We start from the raw sequence: 17,483 nt of genomic DNA on the forward strand, positions 1-17,483 counted from the left end.
TGGTCGGGGCTGCCGCCACCGGCCCCGCTCAGCTGTCGAACGCGTCCAGAATCTGCTCCGCAGCCAACGCCGCAGTCAGCGTCCCATCACGCACCTGCTTCTCCACTTGCGCGCGAATCGCTTTCACATTCGGGTTCTCGGCGAGGCGACGCAGCAACTGATCGTGCACCATGGTCCAGGTCCAATCGACCTGTTGGCGACGGCGCTTCTCCGCGAATTCACCCGCCTCGGTGAGCACCCGGCGGTGTTCGAGGACCGTGTCCCAGAACTTGTCCAGGCCATGGCCTTCCAGCCCGCTCATGGTGAGCACCGGTGGCCGCCAGAGCGCGTCGTGCGGGTGGATGAGGCGCAGCGCCCCGGCCAGTTCGCGGGCCGCGGCCTTTGCCTCGATCTCGTGTTTGCCGTCGGCCTTGTTGACCGCGACCAGATCGGCGAGTTCCAGCACGCCCTTCTTGATGCCCTGCAACTGATCTCCGGTGCGGGCCAGGGTGAGGAAGCAGAAGACGTCGACCATATTCGCGACCGTCACCTCGGACTGGCCGACGCCGACCGTCTCCACCAGGATCACGTCATAGCCCGCGGCCTCGAGCAGCACGATGGTCTCACGGGTCGCCTTGGCCACACCGCCGAGGGTGCCCGCGGTCGGCGAGGGACGGATGTAGGCGTTGCGCTCCAACGACAGTCGCGCCATGCGCGTCTTGTCGCCGAGGATCGACCCACCGGTGCGGGTGGAGGACGGGTCGACCGCCAGCACCGCGACCCGGTGACCCTTGCCGATCAGGTCCATGCCGAGCGCGTCGATGAATGTCGATTTGCCGACGCCCGGAACACCGGTGATACCGACCCGATTCGAGGTGACCGTATCGGTGGGCGGGGTCAGTTGCAGCAGCAGTCGCTGTGCCAGCTCCCGATGGTCGGCCCTGGTCGACTCGACCAGAGTGATCGCCCGCGCCAAGGCGGCCCGCTCCTGGGAGCGGACCGCCGCTGCGAGTGCGTCTACATCAATGGCGCGCGGACGCCCACCCGTCGCCCGACCACCACCGCCCATCGAATCGCTGCGCGATGCTGCATTCATTCGGCGCTGCCGCCACCGATCTCGTGACCCAGTTCCGAAGCGAGCTTCTTCAGCAGGTCGATCGCGGCGTCGGCGATCACGGTGCCGGGCGGGAAGATCGCCGCCGCACCGGCCGCGTACAGCTCCTCGAAGTCACCGGGCGGGATGACACCGCCGACGATGACCATGATGTCGGGTCGCCCGACATCGGCCAGTGCCTGCCGCAGGGCCGGCACCAGCGTGAGGTGGCCTGCCGCCAGCGAGGACACACCGACGACGTGCACGTCGTTATCGGCCGCCTGCTGCGCCACCTCTTCCGGGGTCTGGAACAGCGGGCCCACGTCGACGTCGAAGCCGAGGTCGGCGAAGGCCGTGGCGATCACCTTCTGACCTCGGTCGTGCCCGTCCTGGCCCATCTTGGCGACCAGGATGCGCGGCCGACGGCCTTCCGCGTCGGCGAACTCCTCGACGAGTTCGATCGCCTTGCTGATATTGGTCACCTTCCCGGCCTCGTCGCGGTACACACCGGAGAGCGTACGGATTTCGGCCTGGTGGCGGCCGTACACCTGCTCCAGCGCATCGGAGATCTCCCCGACGGTGGCCTTGGCGCGCGCGGCGTCGATGGCGAGCGCGAGGAGGTTGTTCTCCATGCCGCCCTCCGAGGACGCTGCCGCGCGGGTCAACTCGGCAAGAGCGCGCTCGACCTCGGCCGAATCACGTTCGGCCCGAAGGCGTTGCAGCTTCTCGATCTGCTCGGCGCGCACCCGTGAGTTCTCGACCTTGAGGACCTCGACCTGCTGGTCCTCCTCCACCTGGTACTTGTTCACACCGATCACCGGCTGCTGGCCGGTGTCGATGCGCGCCTGGGTACGAGCGGCGGCCTCCTCGATGCGCAGCTTCGGAATGCCCTCGCCGATCGCCTGCGCCATACCACCGTGTGCCTCGACCTCGGCGATATGCGCACGGGCACGGTTGGCCAGCTGGTGGGTCAGCCACTCGACGTAATACGAACCGCCCCATGGGTCGATCGGCCGCGTCGTATTGGACTCCTGCTGGATCAGCAGCTGGGTGTTGCGGGCGATGCGCGCGGAGAAGTCCGTCGGCAACGCCAGCGCCTCGTCGAGGGCGTTGGTGTGCAGCGACTGGGTGTGGCCCTGGGTCGCGGCCATCGCCTCGATGCAGGTGCGCGCCACATTGTTGTAGGCGTCCTGTGCGGTGAGCGACCAGCCGGAGGTCTGCGAATGTGTCCGCAGCGACAGCGATTTCGCGCTCTTCGGCTCGAACTTCGCGACCAGTTCGCTCCAGAGCAGCCGTCCCGCACGGAGTTTGGCGACCTCCATGAAGAAGTTCATGCCGATGGCCCAGAAGAACGACAGTCGCGGTGCGAACTTGTCGACCTCCATGCCCGCGGCGATACCCGCGCGGATGTACTCGACGCCGTCGGCGAGGGTGTAGGCCAGTTCCAGGTCGGCCGTGGCTCCGGCCTCCTGAATGTGGTAGCCGGAGATGGAGATCGAGTTGAACTTCGGCATCTTCGCGCTGGCGTAGGCGAAGATATCGGAGATGATCCGCATCGAGGGCTTGGGCGGATAGATGTAGGTGTTGCGGACCATGAACTCCTTCAGAATGTCGTTCTGAATGGTTCCGGCCAGCTGTTCCGGCGCGACGCCCTGCTCTTCGGCCGCGACGACATACAGCGCCAGGATCGGCAGCACCGCGCCGTTCATGGTCATCGACACACTGACCTGATCCAGCGGAATGTGGTCGAAGAGCTGACGCATGTCGAGGATGGAATCGATGGCGACACCGGCCATGCCGACGTCACCCTGCACACGCGGGTGGTCGGAGTCGTAGCCACGGTGCGTCGCCAGGTCGAAGGCGACCGACAGGCCCTTCTGGCCCGCCTGCAGATTGCGGCGGTAGAAGGCGTTCGAGTCCGCGGCGGTGGAGAAGCCTGCGTACTGGCGGATGGTCCACGGCTGGTTCACATACATCGTCGGGTACGGTCCGCGCACGAACGGCGCGATACCGGGGACGCTGTCCAGCGGATACCCTTCGGCCGCAACGGCATCCCGATCGGCCTTGGTGAAAACCGGTGGCACTTCGATGCCTTCGGGCGTGGACCACACCAGCTGTTCGGGGGTGTAGTTGTTCGCCTCGGCAGCCGCGCTCACGTACGCATCGACCTGCGCGGCGTTCACCTCGGCGGGCTCCGCCGGCCGCTCGGCCAGCGGCACGTCGGCGAAACTACCGATGATGTGCTCGATTTCACCTGGCTTATCGATATCACTCAGTGTCATCAGGCTCCCACTTTCTCCAGCAGGCCGGACAGCGCCGCGACCGCGTCGATGCGGGCCGCGAGGTATCCGTCCGGGCGCTGCGCACCGCTCAGGTCGGCGACCGCCTGCTCGGCGCCGGCCAGCAGCACTGTCTCGATCCCGGCGGCACGCAACTGGTCGACCGCCGCGCCGGCCACAACGCCGTAGCGCTTGTCCGAACCGCATAGCACCGCGATTGTGGCACCGGATTCCGTTGCCGCCGCACCGATTCCGGCGATCTCCAGCGGACCGGGGTTGATCGACTCGATACCGCCCGAGGCCAGCAGATTCGCGATGAACGTGACCCGCACATTGTGCTCGGCCACCGTCCCGAGCGGAACCAACAGCGCACGCGGGCGAGCACCGTTGGCGGCGAGGTAGGCATCCGAGCGGTTGCGCAGCGCCTCGAACGCCGCACCATAGCGAGCCACCTGCCCGGCCTGGCGCGCCGTGTCCGTCAGCGGCTGCTCGGCCAGATTCGGGAATTCGTTCACGCCGGTGACCGCCGTCTTGCGGTGTGCCACATCGGCATCCCGCGCCGCCCTGGTGGCCGCGATGCGCTCGGCGAGCAGACCGGACGCCAGCGCGGCCGAATAACCGCCCGCCGCCTCGATCTCCTGCATGAACTCCCACGCCTTGGCGGCGAGCGCGGCGGTGAGATCCTCGACGTACCAGGAGCCCGCGCCCGGATCCTGCACGTGACCGAGGTGCGACTCCTCGAGCAGCAGCAGCTGGGTATTGCGAGCCATCCGGTCCGCGAACGACTTCGAGACGCCGAGTTCGCCCGGCGGCAGCGCCGAATCGAAGGGCAGCACCGTCACGGTGTCCGCGCCGCCGACGCCCGCGCCGAAGGCGGCGAGGGTGGTGCGCAGCATGTTCACCCACGGGTCGCGCTGGGTCATCATCGCCGCGGAGGTCACCGCATGCTGGGGTGCGTCGCCGAAGGCGGGTGCTCCGCACACATGCGCGACGCGAGCCCAGAGCTGGCGGGCCGCACGGAATTTCGCGACGGTGGCGAACTGGTCGTCGGTCGCGGCGAAGCGGAACGCCAACTGCTCGAAGGCATCCGCGATGTCCTGCCCCTCGGTGAGCGCACGCAGATAGGCCAGGCCCGCGGCGACCGCCGCACCGAGCTCCTGCGCGTCCGAGGCGCCCGCGTCGTGAAAGACGGTGCCGTCCACCGTGATCGCGCGGACGGTCTCCGACCGCGTCGTCGCCTGCCCGGCCAGCGCGACCGCCTCGGCCAGATCCACATCGGCGGCTCCGGCGAAGCGACTGGTGAGCGGGGCCGCACCGAGTGCGACCTGGATACCGGACCGGTCGGCCACCTGGTAGCCGTCGAGCGCCGCGAAGACCTCTTGTGCCGCAGCGGAAACCGCGCTTCCGGCATCGAGGGTCAACGGCGCGAGCTCGAACAGGAGGCCCGATAGCGCCGCCGGCAGTTCGGCCACCGGCACACCGCGCTCGCCGACACCGAGCCACAGTGCGCTGATCCCGTTCTCGAGACCGGCCAGGAGTTCGCGATTCGCGGCGGCGCCGTCGCGTGCGCCGACGTAGGCACTCACGTACCAGCCGCGATGCACGTCCCGGGTGGCGTCGCGACCACGTACGAACGGATATTCGCCGGGTAGCGGCAGTTCGGCCCGCTCGTCCGCGCGGGTGTACAGCGGGGCGATGGTCAGACCGTCGTAGGTCTTCTCCTCGAGCAGCTTCTCGGGCTCCTCTGGAAGCTCGGCGACGTCGACCCTGCGGGCTTTCGCCAGCACCCCGGCCACGCCCTTACGCCATGCGGCGTAATCGGGCACCGGCTCTGAAGCAATCGGCATAGCTGCTGTTCCTCTTCCAGTCGACCACGGGCGCACGCGCAGTGTGCGTCCGAAACCGTTGCATTCGCCCAGCTCAGCGAGCACATCAGTTAACGAGCATTCGTCCCGTTTCTTCTGATGCTAGCGGCAGCTACGCAGCCGGTTCTCCCTGGCCGCCACTACCAACCGGTAACCTGGCGCGGTGACCAGGCTGATCCGCGACCCACGTATCGTCGCCCTGCTCGTCGGCGGCGCGGCGCTGTTCGTCGCGGCCATGCTCGTCCCGCTACCGACACCGCAACAGATGCAGGACTGGGCCACCTCCGTCGGCCCGATCTTCCCGCTGCTGTTCTTCGTCGTCCACGCGTTGGTCACGGTGGCTCCGGTGCCGCGCACGGTGCTGACGGTCAGCGCGGGTGTGCTGTTCGGCCCGGCCCTCGGCATCGTCTTGGCCGCCTCCGCCACCACGGTCAGCGCGGCGCTGGCCATCCTGCTCGTGCGCGCCCTCGACCGCGACCGAGTCGCCGCGCACCTCACCCACCCGGCGGTCCGTGCCATCGACGAGCGCCTCGAACGCCGCGGCTGGCTGGCCGTCGGCTCGCTTCGCCTGATCGCCTTCGCCCCGTTCTCGGTGATCAACTACTGCTGCGGCCTGTCCTCGATCCGCTTCTGGCCATATCTGATCGCCACGATCATCGGCATCCTTCCGGGCACCATCGGCACCGTCATCCTCGGCGACGCGCTGACCGGCAATACCCATCCCGGCATGCTCGCGGTCTCCGGAGCGCTGATCGCCATCGGCATCATCGGTTTGGTCGTCGACGCCCGCTGGTCACAGCGGCACGAGCCGGCCCCTGAGCAGGTCTCGGTAACCGGCTGACGCTGCCCCACAGGGATCGCGCAATCGCGGGACGGCCGCCATCCGCCGGATACATCGTCCTGCGGAGACGACCGAACCTCAGTCCACGGTCAATTCGATAGGCACGGCGAAGACGTCGACCATGGCACCGTTGCGCAGCACGGTCACCGGCATCGACACCCCGATCGCGTCACCGAACAACTGGCGTTGGATGCCTTGTGCGTCACCAACTTCCGAACGGGCGACGCTGAGCACGAGATCACCGCGGCGGAGTCCGGCGTAGTCGGCGGGACCGCCGCGGACCACCTCGACGATGCGAACACCCGCCTGCTGGCCGGTGCGGGCGGCGACCGTGGCCGGCAATGGGGCGGGGACGCCGACAAGGCCTAGGTAAGCGCGGCGAACTCTACCGTCCTTCAGCAGAGTGGTGATGATGCGGCGCGTGGTCGCATTGATCGGAATCGCAAGGCCGAGACCGACTCCCGCGACCGCGGTATTGATGCCGACCACTCGCCCCACCGAATCCGACAGCGCGCCACCGGAATTACCCGGGTTCAATGCGGCGTCGGTCTGGATCACGTCCTCGATCACTCGTCCGGCGCGCCGCGAGGCGACCGGCACCGCACGCCCCAGCGCGCTCACCACGCCCGCGGTCACCGAGCCCGCCAACCCCAACGGGCTCCCGACCGCGACCACCAACTGACCGACGACCAACTTGTCGGCATCACCGAGTACGACCGCACCGGGAGCGCCGCCGCGGGCCCGCAGCACCGCCAGATCCGAGAGCGGATCCACGCCGACAACGTCGATGCGCGACTCCACTCCATCGGCGAAGACAACATCGCCGCTGCCAGTCGAGCCGACGACATGGGCGTTGGTCAAGAGGAATCCGTCATCGGTGAAGACCACCGCGGATCCGCTCCCCCGCCGGGTTCGCACGCTCGCCACGTGCGGGGTTACCGACGCGGCCACCGTGATGACGGTGCGCGAGTACGCGTCCATCGCGGATTCGTCGAGATCGTGTTGTCTCGTGGCGTCGTCATCCACGCTGACCACCCACCCTGCTCATCGGGCGCGCTCGATTTCGAGGGCGCCCTCTCCAGCATGCCCCACCGCCACCGTCGTCGCACCGTGTTCGCCACAGGCGCAACCAGATTCATCCGATATCTGCGATATCGTCCATGCTGACGTCGGGGCCGTGCTCGGCGAGCGCGCGAAAGTGGCGTCCACGAGCTCGCCGCGCACCTTCTCCCGATGCTCGCGCCAGCGTTCGGTGCGGGCGTCCGGGCGCAACGGGCGTGCCACGCGAACTCCGACCGGCGGCCGCCATGGTGTCATGGTATTCGATACCGTCGGTACCGGCCGCGACCAGCGGCTACCCCACGCGATCTCCGAACGGCGGGCAGAGTGCGGGCACGATATCGGGACTACGCCCCGGGCACCCGATCCAGGAAGCCGTGCACACCGATGATGCGGCCGTCCGCGGCCAGGGTGATCACATCGGTTCCGGCGACCGGCGCGCTCCCGTCGGCCGCCGAGACCAGCTCCCAGGAGAACCGGGCGGTGTTGTGATGGCCGTCCACCGCGCCGAGCTGCCGGAACTCGAAACCGGGGAACTGCTGATGCACTCCCCCGATGGCGGCGGCCAACTGCTCGTGACCGGCGACATCGGCCAGCGGATCGGTGTAGAAGCCGTCCTCGAGCCACGCGGCGGCCACCGCCTTGGCGCGCACGTCATCGTCGGTGGCGTTCCACGCGGTGAAGTACCGGTCCACCGCGTCCTCATATTGCGACATAGCGAATCATCCTCTGCTGGAAGGTATTTCGGTCATCCGCCGGAGGCTCCGATGCGGATGACTCCACCTTGCCCGCTACCGGTCACGGAGTCGATTACGCGCGAGGTAAGGATCAGCGGGCGAACCAGCGCGGCCACTGATAGCCGCGTTCCCAGACCCCGTCCCCGCAGACCACGACCAGGTCGCAGACCTCGGTGACCGCGCGCCGCGATGCCCAGATGTGCTCTCTGCTCGGCACGATGACCGCATGCGCACCGCAGCGCGCGATCGCCGCGAGCAGCCGCGCGACCGGGTCGCCCTGCGGACCCACCTTCATCGAGACCAGGTTGTAGTCCCGTCTGGCCGCGCAAGTCCGGATGGCCCGCACATCGTAATCCACCAGCGATCCCGAAATATCCCACCTGACGAAACCGATCGCCCACGGTTTCGTCGCCGCCCCGTTGCCAAGTGCCGATGTTTCGCTTCGCAACAGTTCGACAACCTCCCATGATTCGGACCCATTCATCGCCCACACCTGTCTGCCAGCACCTAGCACAACGGTAGGAAACCGGATGGGCTCGGCACCATGGTTTTGCGGGGATTTGCGGGAGCTGTTGACCCCCGTGGCGCTGACCGGCGACGATTATTTACAGCCAGCGCAATTCTCCACGCGAGACGAGGCCACTCTCATGCGTATACAACTGCTCGGCGGACCCACCAACAACACCGGCTCACCCCGGCTCTGGATCGATGAGGATCGACATCAATATCTCGTCCAGGGCTACCGGGTGGCCCATCACGCCAACCACGTCGAAATCCCGCACATGCTGCTGGGCTGGCTACAGCCCGGAACCTTTATCGGCGCTCCCCTGCACGACTCCGGACACGGCTCGTTCACCCTGGCCGGTCAGCCGGTCACCGATCCGGATGCCCTGGCGCACATGCGGATTCCCGAACACGAAACCGCAGTCGCGGTCCCGGTCGGACAGAGCCCGTGGGAATGGTAATGCAATGCTCTTCTTCACGATCGAGGAAACCAACGATCTCATTCGCGAAACCCGCAGCGACGCTTTCCATCTCGAGGTGTCCGATGATCACTCACAGGTCTCCGACGAAACCGAGCCGATGCGCCGGGTGCTGGCCGGGCTCCCGCCCTTCGAGGAGCAGTCCTATCCGCCGTCCTGGCGGGCCTGGGAGGAGCTCACCAGCGAGGTCGCCGGACGCGGGGTACCGATCCGGCGCGTTCGGGTGGTGTCCGAGCCGCTCACCGACTATGTTCGCTTCCTGCACGCACTGACCGACCGAAATCAGCGCTACGGCGAGGATATCCGCTGGCTGCCACGCCATCTCGCCGATCCCTCGGAGTACACCGACGACGAGTGGTGGCTGCTCGACGAGACGGTCGCCTTTACAATCTTCACCAAGACCGGCGACCTGGCGGGCGCGGCGGTTACCACCGATCCCGTCCTGGTCGAACGCTGCACAACAGTACGAGATACGCTGTGGAACAAAGCAATTCCGCACCACGACTATATGCCCGGCGGGCGGAGTGGATGACCGGTGTCGAGCAGTCCCGGCAAGCCTTCGGGGCACGTTTACGTGAACTGCGCAAAGCCGCACATCTGACCGGTGTGCAGCTCGCGGCCGCTGCGGGTTGGCATTCGGCGAAGGTGTCGCGCATCGAGCACGGCAAGCAGACGCCCGGCGATCACGACCTCGCCGAGTGGTGCCGGTTGTGCGGCGCCGAGCTGCTACTGCCGGATCTGCGTGCGGCGCTGGCGAATATCGAAGCGCTCTGGCAGGAGTGGCGGCGCATCGCCGCGACCGGACATGCCCAGCAGCAACGCCGCCGCATCGAGCTGGAATCGCGCGCCAGCACGATCCGCAACTACGAGCACGCGGTCGTCCCCGGCCTGCTGCAGACCGAGCCCTACGCCAGGGCCGTCCTGGAGACCTGCATCGACTTCGTCGGCGGCATCGACGATATCGACCGGGCCGTGACGGCACGCGTTGCGCGCCAGCGGATTCTGCACCACGGCACCCATCGCGTCTGCATTCTGCTGGCCGAACAGGCGCTCTACACCACCGTCGGCGACAACGATGTGATGACCGGGCAGCTCGAACGCCTGCTCGACCTGATGCCGCTGCCGAGGCTGTCGCTCGGGATCATTCCGAGGACTGCGGAGTTCCTGTACACCACAACGTGTTTCGTGCTCCTCGACAAGCGGATCGCCGAGGTCGAGACGATCTCGGCGGGTCTCACCATCACCCAGCCACGGGAGCTCGCGTACTACGAGAAGACCTGGGCGGCGCTGCACCGCCAAGCTCGCTACGGTGAAGCCGCCCGTGCCATGATCACCGACGCGCTGAAACAGCGGCTGACGCAGCGATAATGCCGCGCACGGTCACAGTGCCGCACGGAGCTTCGCGGCGTTCTCGTAATCGCGCTGCCATTCGGGCCCGGTCGGGGCGAGGATGACGCGTTCGACGCCGGCGTCCCGGTGGGCGAGGAGCAGTTCGGTGGCCGCCGCGGGGTCCGCGGGCAGTGCCGGCGCGACAACGGTGACGGCGGGCGCCGGCCGATCGAATTGGGCGGCAAGGGTGCGCAATTCGTCGATATCGGCGGCGAGCTGTTCGAGTCCCGGCTGCAGGGTGATCCAGCCGTCGGCGAATTCGGCGGCCCGACGCCGGGCCCGAGTCCCATTGCCCGCCACCAGGACCGGCGGCATCACCGAGCCCGGCGCGAGCGCCACGTCGACACCGTGCACCGTCGCGGTCGCACCGGTCACGAGATCGGGGAGCACCCGCAGCGCATCGTCGGTGCGGCGGCCGCGGTCCTCGAATGCCATACCGGCGGCACGCCAACCGATATCGCCGTGCGCCGGATTCCCGGTGCCGACGCCGAGCAGCAACCGGTTCGCCGAGACGTACTGCAGCGTGCTGATCTGTTTGGCCGCCCAGGCCACCGGGCGCAGCGCGAGCAGCATGACATTGTAGCCGATCCGGATCCGGTCGGTGACCGCCGCCGCGGTCGCGAGCGTCACGGTGCTGTCCAGCATGGGCGCGCTCGCCACGAGATGGTCTGTGGACCAGACCGATTCGAGTCCGAGCTGCTCGGCGAGGCGGGCACTGGCGCGCACATCGCCGAGGATCGGCTTGCGGGGATCGGGTGTCGAGGTCGGGAGGATCACGCCGATTTCGAGGGTCATTGCCGGTCCAATCCGTTGTCGTCACCGGCCGAGAAATGCTCGGCCGGTCAGCACAACGTTAGGAAAGGATTGCGAGCGTTCCAATGGCCCTATTGCTCATGCTGATGTCTCGAACGCTCACTCGTCGGCGGACTCCGGCGGGGCGGACGCTGCCACCTGCGCGACAGGCCTGCGGTGCAGCCCCTTCCGGTCGTAGTACAAGGTCACCGCCGCACCGAGGACCGCACCGATACCGAGCCCGAGCAGCGCCATCCAGCTGCCGCGCGCGAGCCCCGCGGACCCGCTGGCATTGAAGTACAGGATGGCCCGCACCCCGAGGAACACCTGGTGCATCGGTTCGAACGTGGCCAGCCACGAGAAGTACGCCGGTGTCGCTTCGATCGGCACACTGCCGCCCGACGACGGTAGGCCGAGCACGATGAACAGGATCAGATTGACCAGCAACCCCGCCGTGCCGAGCGCGGCAAGTATCGACAGAGCGGTCACCCCGACCGCGATGATGGCGAGTACGCAGTAGAGGAACAGAGCGAGCGGATGATCGAGCGGCACATCCAATGCCGCTGCGACACCGAGGAATACCGCGGAGACGATCGGCGCGGTGACGATCAAGATCGCCCACTTCAGCAGCAGCGTGCGGAACCGGGAGATCGGCGCGGGCGGATAGTGGACGTACCAGGGACCGTATTCGGTCGGTAGGAAACCGAGTGCGGAGTCGGTCATCGAATGGATGATCATCGCACCGGTAAACCCGGCGAGCAGCACCAATAATGTGTAGAAGAACGCAGACAGCCCCTGCCCGGTACCGTCGGGCAGCGGCCGATACGGCGCGACCACCACCTGGATCGGATGGGCCAACATCAACTGACTGGCCCCGGCCAATTCGGGCGCCGCGCCGCCACCGGCGGGTTGTAACTGGGCCTGCACGGTATCGGTGAGCTGCTTGCCGACCGTCTCGTCGACGCGACTCAGCGCCTCATCGGCGATGCGCTGCATCACCCCTGTGGCGAAGCTGCCCGCCCGGGGGTTGGTATGCACCGTGATGATCGGCTGCTCGACCTTGCCGGGCACCACCCCGGCCGCGCCTAGAATGGCCAGCCGCTTGGTGAAGTCACTCGGGATGACGATCGCGCCGTAGGCGCGGCCCTGCCGCAGCTGCCGTTGCGCCTCGGCGAATCCGACGACCTGCAGGTCGATCTTGTCGGCGGGCAGACCGGCGATGAGGGCGTCGGTGATCTGATCGCCGACATTGGTCGGCTTGCCGCCCAGGATGTCGCCGTCGTCCTGGTTGACCAGAGTGACGCGGAAATCGTGCAGATTCTTGGCCGGATTGACCACGTACGCGAGATACATCGTGGCCAGCAGCGACATGAGCAGCGTGACCACGGCGATCGGGGCGATCCAGGCCCGTGGCCGCAGCCGGCGGGCGGCCGTGCCGTCAGTCGTCATGGGTCGCACGGTAATCCGTCGCACCTACCTTTCGGTACTGATCGGGCGCGTGTCGGTGGCTGGTCACACCGCGATACCGGTCCCCATGACCGAGACCGCGGTCACAGCTCCGCCTCGCTGGCGCTCGGCTGCGCTGCGCCCGACGGTGCTGTGTTCATGGCTCCCTCGCTGCGCTCGGTCACACCTCACCGCAACCAGCCCTTGCGTTTGATGTAGACCAGCGGAATCACCGCTGCCACCAAGGTCATCAGGGTGGTGGCGAGAAAGCCGTATTCCCACTCCAGTTCCGGCATCCAGGTGAAGTTCATGCCGTAGAACGTCGCGATCAGGGTCGGAGGCAGGAAGACCGCGGTGATGATGGTGAAGACCTTGACGATCTGGTTCTGCTTCACGTCGAGCCAGGTCATCACCGATTGCTGCAGATAGCGCACCCTGTCGTGTTCGAAGCCGGCGTGCTGCTTCACGCCGTCGATATCGGCGATCAGGATGGCGATCAGGCCCTCCAGATCACCCGCGGGCGTATCGGCCATCAGATGTCTTGCGGCCCTTGCCAATTGGAGTTGGGTCTCCTGTACGCGGGAGACGATCTCCTCCGCCGCGTTCATCCGCGACATGGTCCCGCGCATATCCGCGACCCTCGTTAACGAGCCGGCCGCACGCGCACGCCGACCTTTGTCGGATTCCATCTGGCGTCGACCGCCGACGAAGTCCCGCGATTCCGCGCCTGAGTGGTCACATGCGCTCGGGCGCAGCGATTCCCAGCAGGCCGAGTCCGTGTGCGAGCGTCCGCGCAGTCAATTCGCACAGCGCCAAGCGGTTTCCACGAACCGGCTCGGCCGCGGTGAGCACCGGGCAGCTCTCGTAGAAGCCGGTGAAGTCGCGGGCGAGGTCGTAGAGGTAGCCGCACAGGCGATGGGGTTCCAGCGTTGCGGCAACCTCGGCGACGATCGTGGCGTAGGCGTCGAGTTCGAGCGCCAGGGCCCGTTCGGCGGGCTCGGGGGTGACGGCCGGATCGATGCGCGCGGTGTGGTCTCCCGCTTTGCGCAGGATGGAACGGATTCTCGCGTGCGCGTATTGGAGGTAGACGCTGGTATTGCCGTTCAACGCGACCATGCGGTCCAGGTCGAAGGTGTAGTCCTTGACCCGGGAGGTGGACAGGTCGGCGTACTTCACCGCGCCGATGCCGGTCGGTTCGGCGATGGCGTTCAGTTCGGCGCCGGGCAATTCCGGGTTCCGTTCCGCGACAACGGCTCTGGCCTCGGCGACGGCATCGTCCAGTAGATCTAGCAGCCGTACGGTGCCGCCCGCGCGGGTTTTGAAGGGACGCCCATCCGGCCCGAGCACCGCTCCGTAAGCGATATGTTCAGCGTCGATATCGTCGGTCAACCATCCGGCCCGCCGGGCGGTTTCGAAGATGAGCCTAAAGTGCAGGGCCTGACGGGAATCGGTGACGTACAGCAGCCGCTGGGCACGCAAGGTGTGCACCCGGTAGCGGATCGTCGCCAAATCCGTTGTGTCGTAGCCATATCCGCCGTCGCGCTTGCGCACCATCAGCGCGACGGGTCGGTCGTCGGGGCCGGTGACTTCCCGGGAGAATACGACCAGGGCACCCTCGCTCTGCACGGCGATGCCCTTATCGACCAGTTCGGTGATGGTGTCGGCCAGCATGAGGTTGTAGAACGACTCGCCGACGTAGTCGTCGGCGGTGAGCAGCACCCCCAGCCGATCGTAGATATCGCCGAATGCCCGCTCCGATTCGGCGACGATCTCCCGCCACCGAGCCGAGGTGGCCGGATCGCCGGACTGCAGCGCGACCACGCGAGTACGGGCGCGATCCGCGAATGCGGGGTCACCGTCGAATACCGCGCGCGCCGCCTTGTACAACCCGTCCAGCGCCGACACCGCCGAAGCGTCGCCGCTCAGCTCATCGTGACGCCACCGCAGCTCGGGATGCTCGTCCAGATACTGGATCAGCATCCCGAACTGAGTCCCCCAGTCCCCCAAGTGATTCTGCCGAATCACCGGAGCGCCCAGAAAGCTCAGCACGCGTGCGATGCTGTCGCCGATGATGGTGGTCCGCAGATGCCCGACATGCATCTCCTTGGCGATGTTGGGCGCGGAGTAGTCGACCACTGTCCGCCGCCCGCCCTCGGATGCCGGTACACCGAGCCGGTCATCGCTCAGCCGCGCCGAAACCTGTTCCCACACAGCGTGATCGGACACCGTGAGGTTGAGGAATCCAGGCCCCGACACCGTCGCGAACAGCCCGGCATCCGAACCCAACGCCTCGACCAACTCCGTCGCGAATTCCACGGGCCGCACGCCCACTCGCTTGGCCACCGCGAGCGCGACATTCGACTGGAAGTCCGCGCGCTCCGAGCGTCGCACCACCGGATCCGCGCCCGCGACCTGCGGACGCGTTCGACCGATCGCCACACTCACGGCCCCGGCTACCCGATCCAGCAATGGCAACACCCCGGAATCACCCACGCGCAGTCCCTCCTATCGGTTCGGACCTGCGAGTATTCCAGCGCACCCGCACCTGGGCCGAATCATTTTCGCCGACCTCTCCGGGTCGACGCGGAGCATGCCGTTGCTGGTCCCGGACGTCCGCGATCGCAGAGAAGGCCGCCATCGAGCGAGCCCCGGTAGCCTTGGCCGGTAAACGCAGGGCTGGGTTCCGGAGAAGGGAGCGGATATGACCGCATTCCGCGCACGCGGCATCGCGCCGGCCGTGCTCATCGTGGCCGGACTCGCCGCGGGGTGTTCCGACACTGCGACACCGGATGCGGGCCCCACCGCCGCACCGGCCGCCAATTCCCTGTCGAACTGCACACCGCTGACCGAGGAGCAGATCAGCCGCGCCGCACAGGCCGACACCCTCACCGCCCACCACCGTCCGCCGGTTTGCGTCTGGCAGGCGCAACGCGGCGATGACGAATCCGAGCTGACCTTCACCTTCTCCGACCGTGAATCCCTGCAGCAGCGATGGCAGCAGGCCGACAGCGATGGCTTCCAGACCGAGCATCTGACGATCACCGAGCAGATCTTCGGTGCGACTGTCACCGCGACCGGCTTCTACATCCGCGACCCCCACGACCCGGGCGACTGCGCGGTCGCCGCCGCCGACAACGGCACCATCGTCTGGCGCGTCCAAAACCATTCGCACACAACGACACCCGACCCCTGTGCCACCGCGCTCCAATTGGCAACGCTGACCATAGATCTCGCGCCTTAGCAAAACGAAACCACCCCGGACTCCGAAAGACCCGGGGTGGTTGCGATGTCGCGAACTATTGCGACGGCGGCTGCCAGGGCTGGCCCTGCGGACCGTCGGGTCGGTACGGCGGCTGCTGGGGCGGGATCTGCGGTGGGATGACCGGTTGGTGCGGCGAGGACTGGGGCTGGCGGGTCACCGAAGTAACCGGACCCTCGACCGGCGCGCGGGCGTCGGCCTCCGCGGCGCGGACCGCCTGTTCGATGGCTGGATCCCGGGCCGTATCGAACCAGCCGGCGACATCGGAGTCATCCTCCGGCTTGCTGGCCACATCGTCGGCCGGGGCGGGTTCATAACGGAAGACGCCATCCTCGCCCTTGGTCGCGAAGTTCTGCGCGAAACCCTCGAGGGCCTTGCCGAAATCGCTCGGCACCAGCCATACCTTGTTCGCGTCGCCGCGCGCGACCAGCGGCAGGGTCTGCATGTATTGGTAGGCAAGCAGTTCCGGCGTCGGCTTACCGGATTTGATTGCGGCGAAGACCTTTTCGATGGCCTTGGCCTGGCCCTGCGCCTGCAGGTACGACGCGGCGCGTTCGCCCTGGGCCCGCAGGATGCGGCTCTGCCGTTCACCTTCGGCCGCCAGAATCGCCGACTGCTTGGCACCCTCCGCGGACAGGATCGCGGCCTGTTTGGTGCCCTCGGCCGTCTTGATCTGCGACTCCCGGGTGCCCTCCGCGGTCAGGATCATCGCGCGCTTCTCGCGATCGGCCTTCATCTGCTTCTCCATCGACTCCTGGATCGATGGCGGCGGATCGATACTCTTCAGCTCGACCCGCGCGACGCGCAGACCCCAGCGGCCGGTGGCCTCGTCGAGCACACCACGCAGCTGACCGTTGATCTGGTCGCGCGAGGTCAGCGTCTGCTCCAGGGTCATACCGCCGACCACGTTGCGCAGTGTCGTGACGGTGAGCTGCTCGACGGCCGCGATGTAGTTGCTGATCTCATACACTGCCGCCTGCGGACTCGTCACCTGGAAGTAGACGACGGTGTCGATATGCAGGGTCAGGTTGTCCTCGGTGATCACCGGCTGCGGCGGGAAGGACACCACCCGCTCGCGTAGGTCGACCTTCGCCCGGATCCGGTCCGCGAACGGCACCAGGAACGTCAACTGACCCGAGACGGTGCGCGAATATCGGCCGAGTCGCTCGATAACGGCCGCCTCTGCCTGTGGGACAAGGGCTATCGATTTGAAGACCACCACCACGACCAACAACACGAGGACTGCGGCAACGATCAGTACAGCCATTACGGCCCCTTCCAGACGACGGCGGTCGCGCCATCGATCTTCATGACGTACACCGTGGTTCCCTTCGGATACTCGACCGTCGTATCCAACGGTCGCGCGGTCCACTCTTCGCCGCCGATTTTGACCAGGCCGCTGTGCTCGGCCACCTGCTCCAGCACCAGCGCCTGCTTACCCATCAGCGCGTCGACATTCGTCGGGATCGGCGGCGGAGTTCCAAAGCGCCGCCGCAGAACCGGGCGCACGCCGAGCAGCAGCACCAGCGACAGCACCGCGAAGATCACGGCGTCGACGACCAGCCCGGTACCGGCCACCGCACCGACTCCCGCAGTACCGAGCGCGGCGACGCCCAGCATCAGCAGTGTGAGGTCCCCGGTGAGCATCTCCGCCGCCGCGAGCAGTAAACCCGCGACCAGCCAAACGATTGCGGCCACCAGCCCACTGTAGTTGTCCGAAGCACTTCTGTGGCGCGACAAACCAAGATCAGCACGACGGAT

The 17,483-nt window shown here is 67.1% G+C and carries 18 protein-coding genes; 5 read left to right on the forward strand and 13 right to left on the reverse strand.

All coding sequences use genetic code 11. The annotated features are described in order from the left end of the window. Nucleotides 1-28 precede the first annotated feature (28 nt). From meaB to OG874_RS18645, 3 genes are read right to left on the reverse strand one after another with little or no spacing between them, the layout of a single operon-like run. Nucleotides 29-1,048 (reverse strand): methylmalonyl Co-A mutase-associated GTPase MeaB, encoded by a 1,020-nt coding sequence (gene meaB, locus OG874_RS18635; protein WP_330257332.1) that lies wholly within the window; start codon nucleotides 1,046-1,048, stop codon nucleotides 29-31. 23 nt (nucleotides 1,049-1,071) lie between these two features. After that, a complete protein-coding gene (gene scpA / locus OG874_RS18640; protein ID WP_330256393.1) occupies nucleotides 1,072-3,354 on the reverse strand; it encodes a methylmalonyl-CoA mutase in 2,283 nt (760 codons plus the stop codon). Further along, nucleotides 3,354-5,198 carry a methylmalonyl-CoA mutase family protein gene (locus tag OG874_RS18645; protein WP_330256394.1) on the reverse strand — a complete coding sequence of 615 codons (1,845 nt, stop codon included), beginning with the start codon at nucleotides 5,196-5,198 and terminating at the stop codon, nucleotides 3,354-3,356. Before OG874_RS18645 ends, scpA begins: the two co-directional genes overlap by 1 nt. Before the next feature lie 181 nt (nucleotides 5,199-5,379). On the opposite strand from OG874_RS18645, the gene OG874_RS18650 reads away from it, so the two are divergent. Beyond that, nucleotides 5,380-6,057: a TVP38/TMEM64 family protein gene (locus tag OG874_RS18650; protein WP_330256395.1), complete on the forward strand. Its 678-nt coding sequence runs from the start codon at nucleotides 5,380-5,382 to the stop codon at nucleotides 6,055-6,057. Between the two features lie 78 nt (nucleotides 6,058-6,135). Here the strand turns inward: OG874_RS18650 and OG874_RS18655 are convergent, their stop codons facing one another. The 4 genes from OG874_RS18655 to OG874_RS18670 all read right to left on the reverse strand — a co-directional run bounded on the left by OG874_RS18655 (nucleotide 6,136) and on the right by OG874_RS18670 (nucleotide 8,337). Further along, nucleotides 6,136-7,038, reverse strand: coding sequence for a S1C family serine protease (locus tag OG874_RS18655; protein ID WP_330257333.1), 903 nt, complete (start codon nucleotides 7,036-7,038; stop codon nucleotides 6,136-6,138). Between the two features lie 63 nt (nucleotides 7,039-7,101). Further along, nucleotides 7,102-7,341 carry a hypothetical protein gene (locus OG874_RS18660; protein WP_330256396.1) on the reverse strand — a complete coding sequence of 80 codons (240 nt, stop codon included), beginning with the start codon at nucleotides 7,339-7,341 and terminating at the stop codon, nucleotides 7,102-7,104. A gap of 122 nt (nucleotides 7,342-7,463) precedes the next feature. Further along, nucleotides 7,464-7,832 (reverse strand): nuclear transport factor 2 family protein, encoded by a 369-nt coding sequence (locus OG874_RS18665; RefSeq protein ID WP_330256397.1) that lies wholly within the window; start codon nucleotides 7,830-7,832, stop codon nucleotides 7,464-7,466. A gap of 112 nt (nucleotides 7,833-7,944) precedes the next feature. After that, nucleotides 7,945-8,337, reverse strand: a complete 393-nt coding sequence (locus OG874_RS18670) for a hypothetical protein (RefSeq protein ID WP_330256398.1) — start codon at nucleotides 8,335-8,337, stop codon at nucleotides 7,945-7,947. Nucleotides 8,338-8,500: 163 nt separating this feature from the next. Here OG874_RS18670 and OG874_RS18675 point away from each other — a divergent pair, with 163 nt between their 5' ends. The 3 genes from OG874_RS18675 to OG874_RS18685 are packed head-to-tail and all read left to right on the forward strand — an operon-like array spanning nucleotide 8,501 to nucleotide 10,204. Next, nucleotides 8,501-8,818, forward strand: a complete 318-nt coding sequence (locus tag OG874_RS18675) for a hypothetical protein (protein WP_330256399.1) — start codon at nucleotides 8,501-8,503, stop codon at nucleotides 8,816-8,818. 4 nt (nucleotides 8,819-8,822) lie between these two features. Then, nucleotides 8,823-9,368, forward strand: coding sequence for a DUF6879 family protein (locus OG874_RS18680; RefSeq protein ID WP_330256400.1), 546 nt, complete (start codon nucleotides 8,823-8,825; stop codon nucleotides 9,366-9,368). After that, on the forward strand, nucleotides 9,365-10,204 hold the full coding sequence (locus OG874_RS18685; RefSeq protein ID WP_330256401.1) for a helix-turn-helix domain-containing protein: 840 nt from the start codon (nucleotides 9,365-9,367) through the stop codon (nucleotides 10,202-10,204). The genes OG874_RS18680 and OG874_RS18685 overlap by 4 nt, the downstream gene beginning before the upstream one ends. 12 nt (nucleotides 10,205-10,216) lie before the next feature. Here the strand turns inward: OG874_RS18685 and OG874_RS18690 are convergent, their stop codons facing one another. From OG874_RS18690 to argS, 4 genes are all read right to left on the reverse strand, one after another. Next, entirely contained in the window at nucleotides 10,217-11,020 is an 804-nt protein-coding gene (locus OG874_RS18690) for an LLM class flavin-dependent oxidoreductase (protein WP_330256402.1), read from the reverse strand. Between the two features lie 117 nt (nucleotides 11,021-11,137). Continuing rightward, nucleotides 11,138-12,466 carry a YhgE/Pip domain-containing protein gene (locus OG874_RS18695; protein ID WP_330256403.1) on the reverse strand — a complete coding sequence of 443 codons (1,329 nt, stop codon included), beginning with the start codon at nucleotides 12,464-12,466 and terminating at the stop codon, nucleotides 11,138-11,140. 185 nt (nucleotides 12,467-12,651) lie between these two features. Continuing rightward, nucleotides 12,652-13,152: a CorA family divalent cation transporter gene (locus tag OG874_RS18700; protein ID WP_330256404.1), complete on the reverse strand. Its 501-nt coding sequence runs from the start codon at nucleotides 13,150-13,152 to the stop codon at nucleotides 12,652-12,654. Nucleotides 13,153-13,198: 46 nt separating this feature from the next. Continuing rightward, entirely contained in the window at nucleotides 13,199-14,956 is a 1,758-nt protein-coding gene (gene argS / locus OG874_RS18705; protein WP_330256405.1) for an arginine--tRNA ligase, read from the reverse strand. Nucleotides 14,957-15,164: 208 nt separating this feature from the next. On the opposite strand from argS, the gene OG874_RS18710 reads away from it, so the two are divergent. Further along, the gene (locus tag OG874_RS18710) at nucleotides 15,165-15,704 is read left to right on the forward strand and encodes a DUF3558 family protein (RefSeq protein ID WP_330256406.1); all 540 of its coding nucleotides are present in this window, start codon (nucleotides 15,165-15,167) and stop codon (nucleotides 15,702-15,704) included. A 55-nt stretch (nucleotides 15,705-15,759) separates the two neighbouring features. Here the strand turns inward: OG874_RS18710 and OG874_RS18715 are convergent, their stop codons facing one another. After that, the gene (locus OG874_RS18715; RefSeq protein WP_330256407.1) at nucleotides 15,760-16,989 is read right to left on the reverse strand and encodes an SPFH domain-containing protein; all 1,230 of its coding nucleotides are present in this window, start codon (nucleotides 16,987-16,989) and stop codon (nucleotides 15,760-15,762) included. Further along, a complete protein-coding gene (locus OG874_RS18720; RefSeq protein ID WP_330256408.1) occupies nucleotides 16,989-17,420 on the reverse strand; it encodes an NfeD family protein in 432 nt (143 codons plus the stop codon). The genes OG874_RS18715 and OG874_RS18720 overlap by 1 nt, the downstream gene beginning before the upstream one ends. Nucleotides 17,421-17,483 lie beyond the last annotated feature (63 nt).

The sequence above is a fragment of the Nocardia sp. NBC_00565 genome, assembly GCF_036345915.1.
GTDB lineage: Bacteria > Actinomycetota > Actinomycetes > Mycobacteriales > Mycobacteriaceae > Nocardia.

Excerpts from the sequence above, each read along its gene's own strand:
- meaB (WP_330257332.1), bottom strand. The coding sequence starts at position 1,048 with ATGGGCGGTGGTGGTCGGGCGACGGGTGGGCGTCCGCGCGCCATTGAT.
- scpA (WP_330256393.1), bottom strand. The coding sequence starts at position 3,354 with ATGACACTGAGTGATATCGATAAGCCAGGTGAAATCGAGCACATCATC.
- OG874_RS18645 (WP_330256394.1), bottom strand. The coding sequence starts at position 5,198 with ATGCCGATTGCTTCAGAGCCGGTGCCCGATTACGCCGCATGGCGTAAG.
- OG874_RS18655 (WP_330257333.1), bottom strand. The coding sequence starts at position 7,038 with ATGGACGCGTACTCGCGCACCGTCATCACGGTGGCCGCGTCGGTAACC.
- OG874_RS18665 (WP_330256397.1), bottom strand. The coding sequence starts at position 7,832 with ATGTCGCAATATGAGGACGCGGTGGACCGGTACTTCACCGCGTGGAAC.
- OG874_RS18670 (WP_330256398.1), bottom strand. The coding sequence starts at position 8,337 with ATGAATGGGTCCGAATCATGGGAGGTTGTCGAACTGTTGCGAAGCGAA.
- OG874_RS18675 (WP_330256399.1), top strand. The coding sequence starts at position 8,501 with ATGCGTATACAACTGCTCGGCGGACCCACCAACAACACCGGCTCACCC.
- OG874_RS18680 (WP_330256400.1), top strand. The coding sequence starts at position 8,823 with ATGCTCTTCTTCACGATCGAGGAAACCAACGATCTCATTCGCGAAACC.
- OG874_RS18685 (WP_330256401.1), top strand. The coding sequence starts at position 9,365 with ATGACCGGTGTCGAGCAGTCCCGGCAAGCCTTCGGGGCACGTTTACGT.
- OG874_RS18690 (WP_330256402.1), bottom strand. The coding sequence starts at position 11,020 with ATGACCCTCGAAATCGGCGTGATCCTCCCGACCTCGACACCCGATCCC.
- OG874_RS18695 (WP_330256403.1), bottom strand. The coding sequence starts at position 12,466 with ATGACGACTGACGGCACGGCCGCCCGCCGGCTGCGGCCACGGGCCTGG.
- OG874_RS18700 (WP_330256404.1), bottom strand. The coding sequence starts at position 13,152 with ATGGAATCCGACAAAGGTCGGCGTGCGCGTGCGGCCGGCTCGTTAACG.
- OG874_RS18710 (WP_330256406.1), top strand. The coding sequence starts at position 15,165 with ATGACCGCATTCCGCGCACGCGGCATCGCGCCGGCCGTGCTCATCGTG.
- OG874_RS18715 (WP_330256407.1), bottom strand. The coding sequence starts at position 16,989 with ATGGCTGTACTGATCGTTGCCGCAGTCCTCGTGTTGTTGGTCGTGGTG.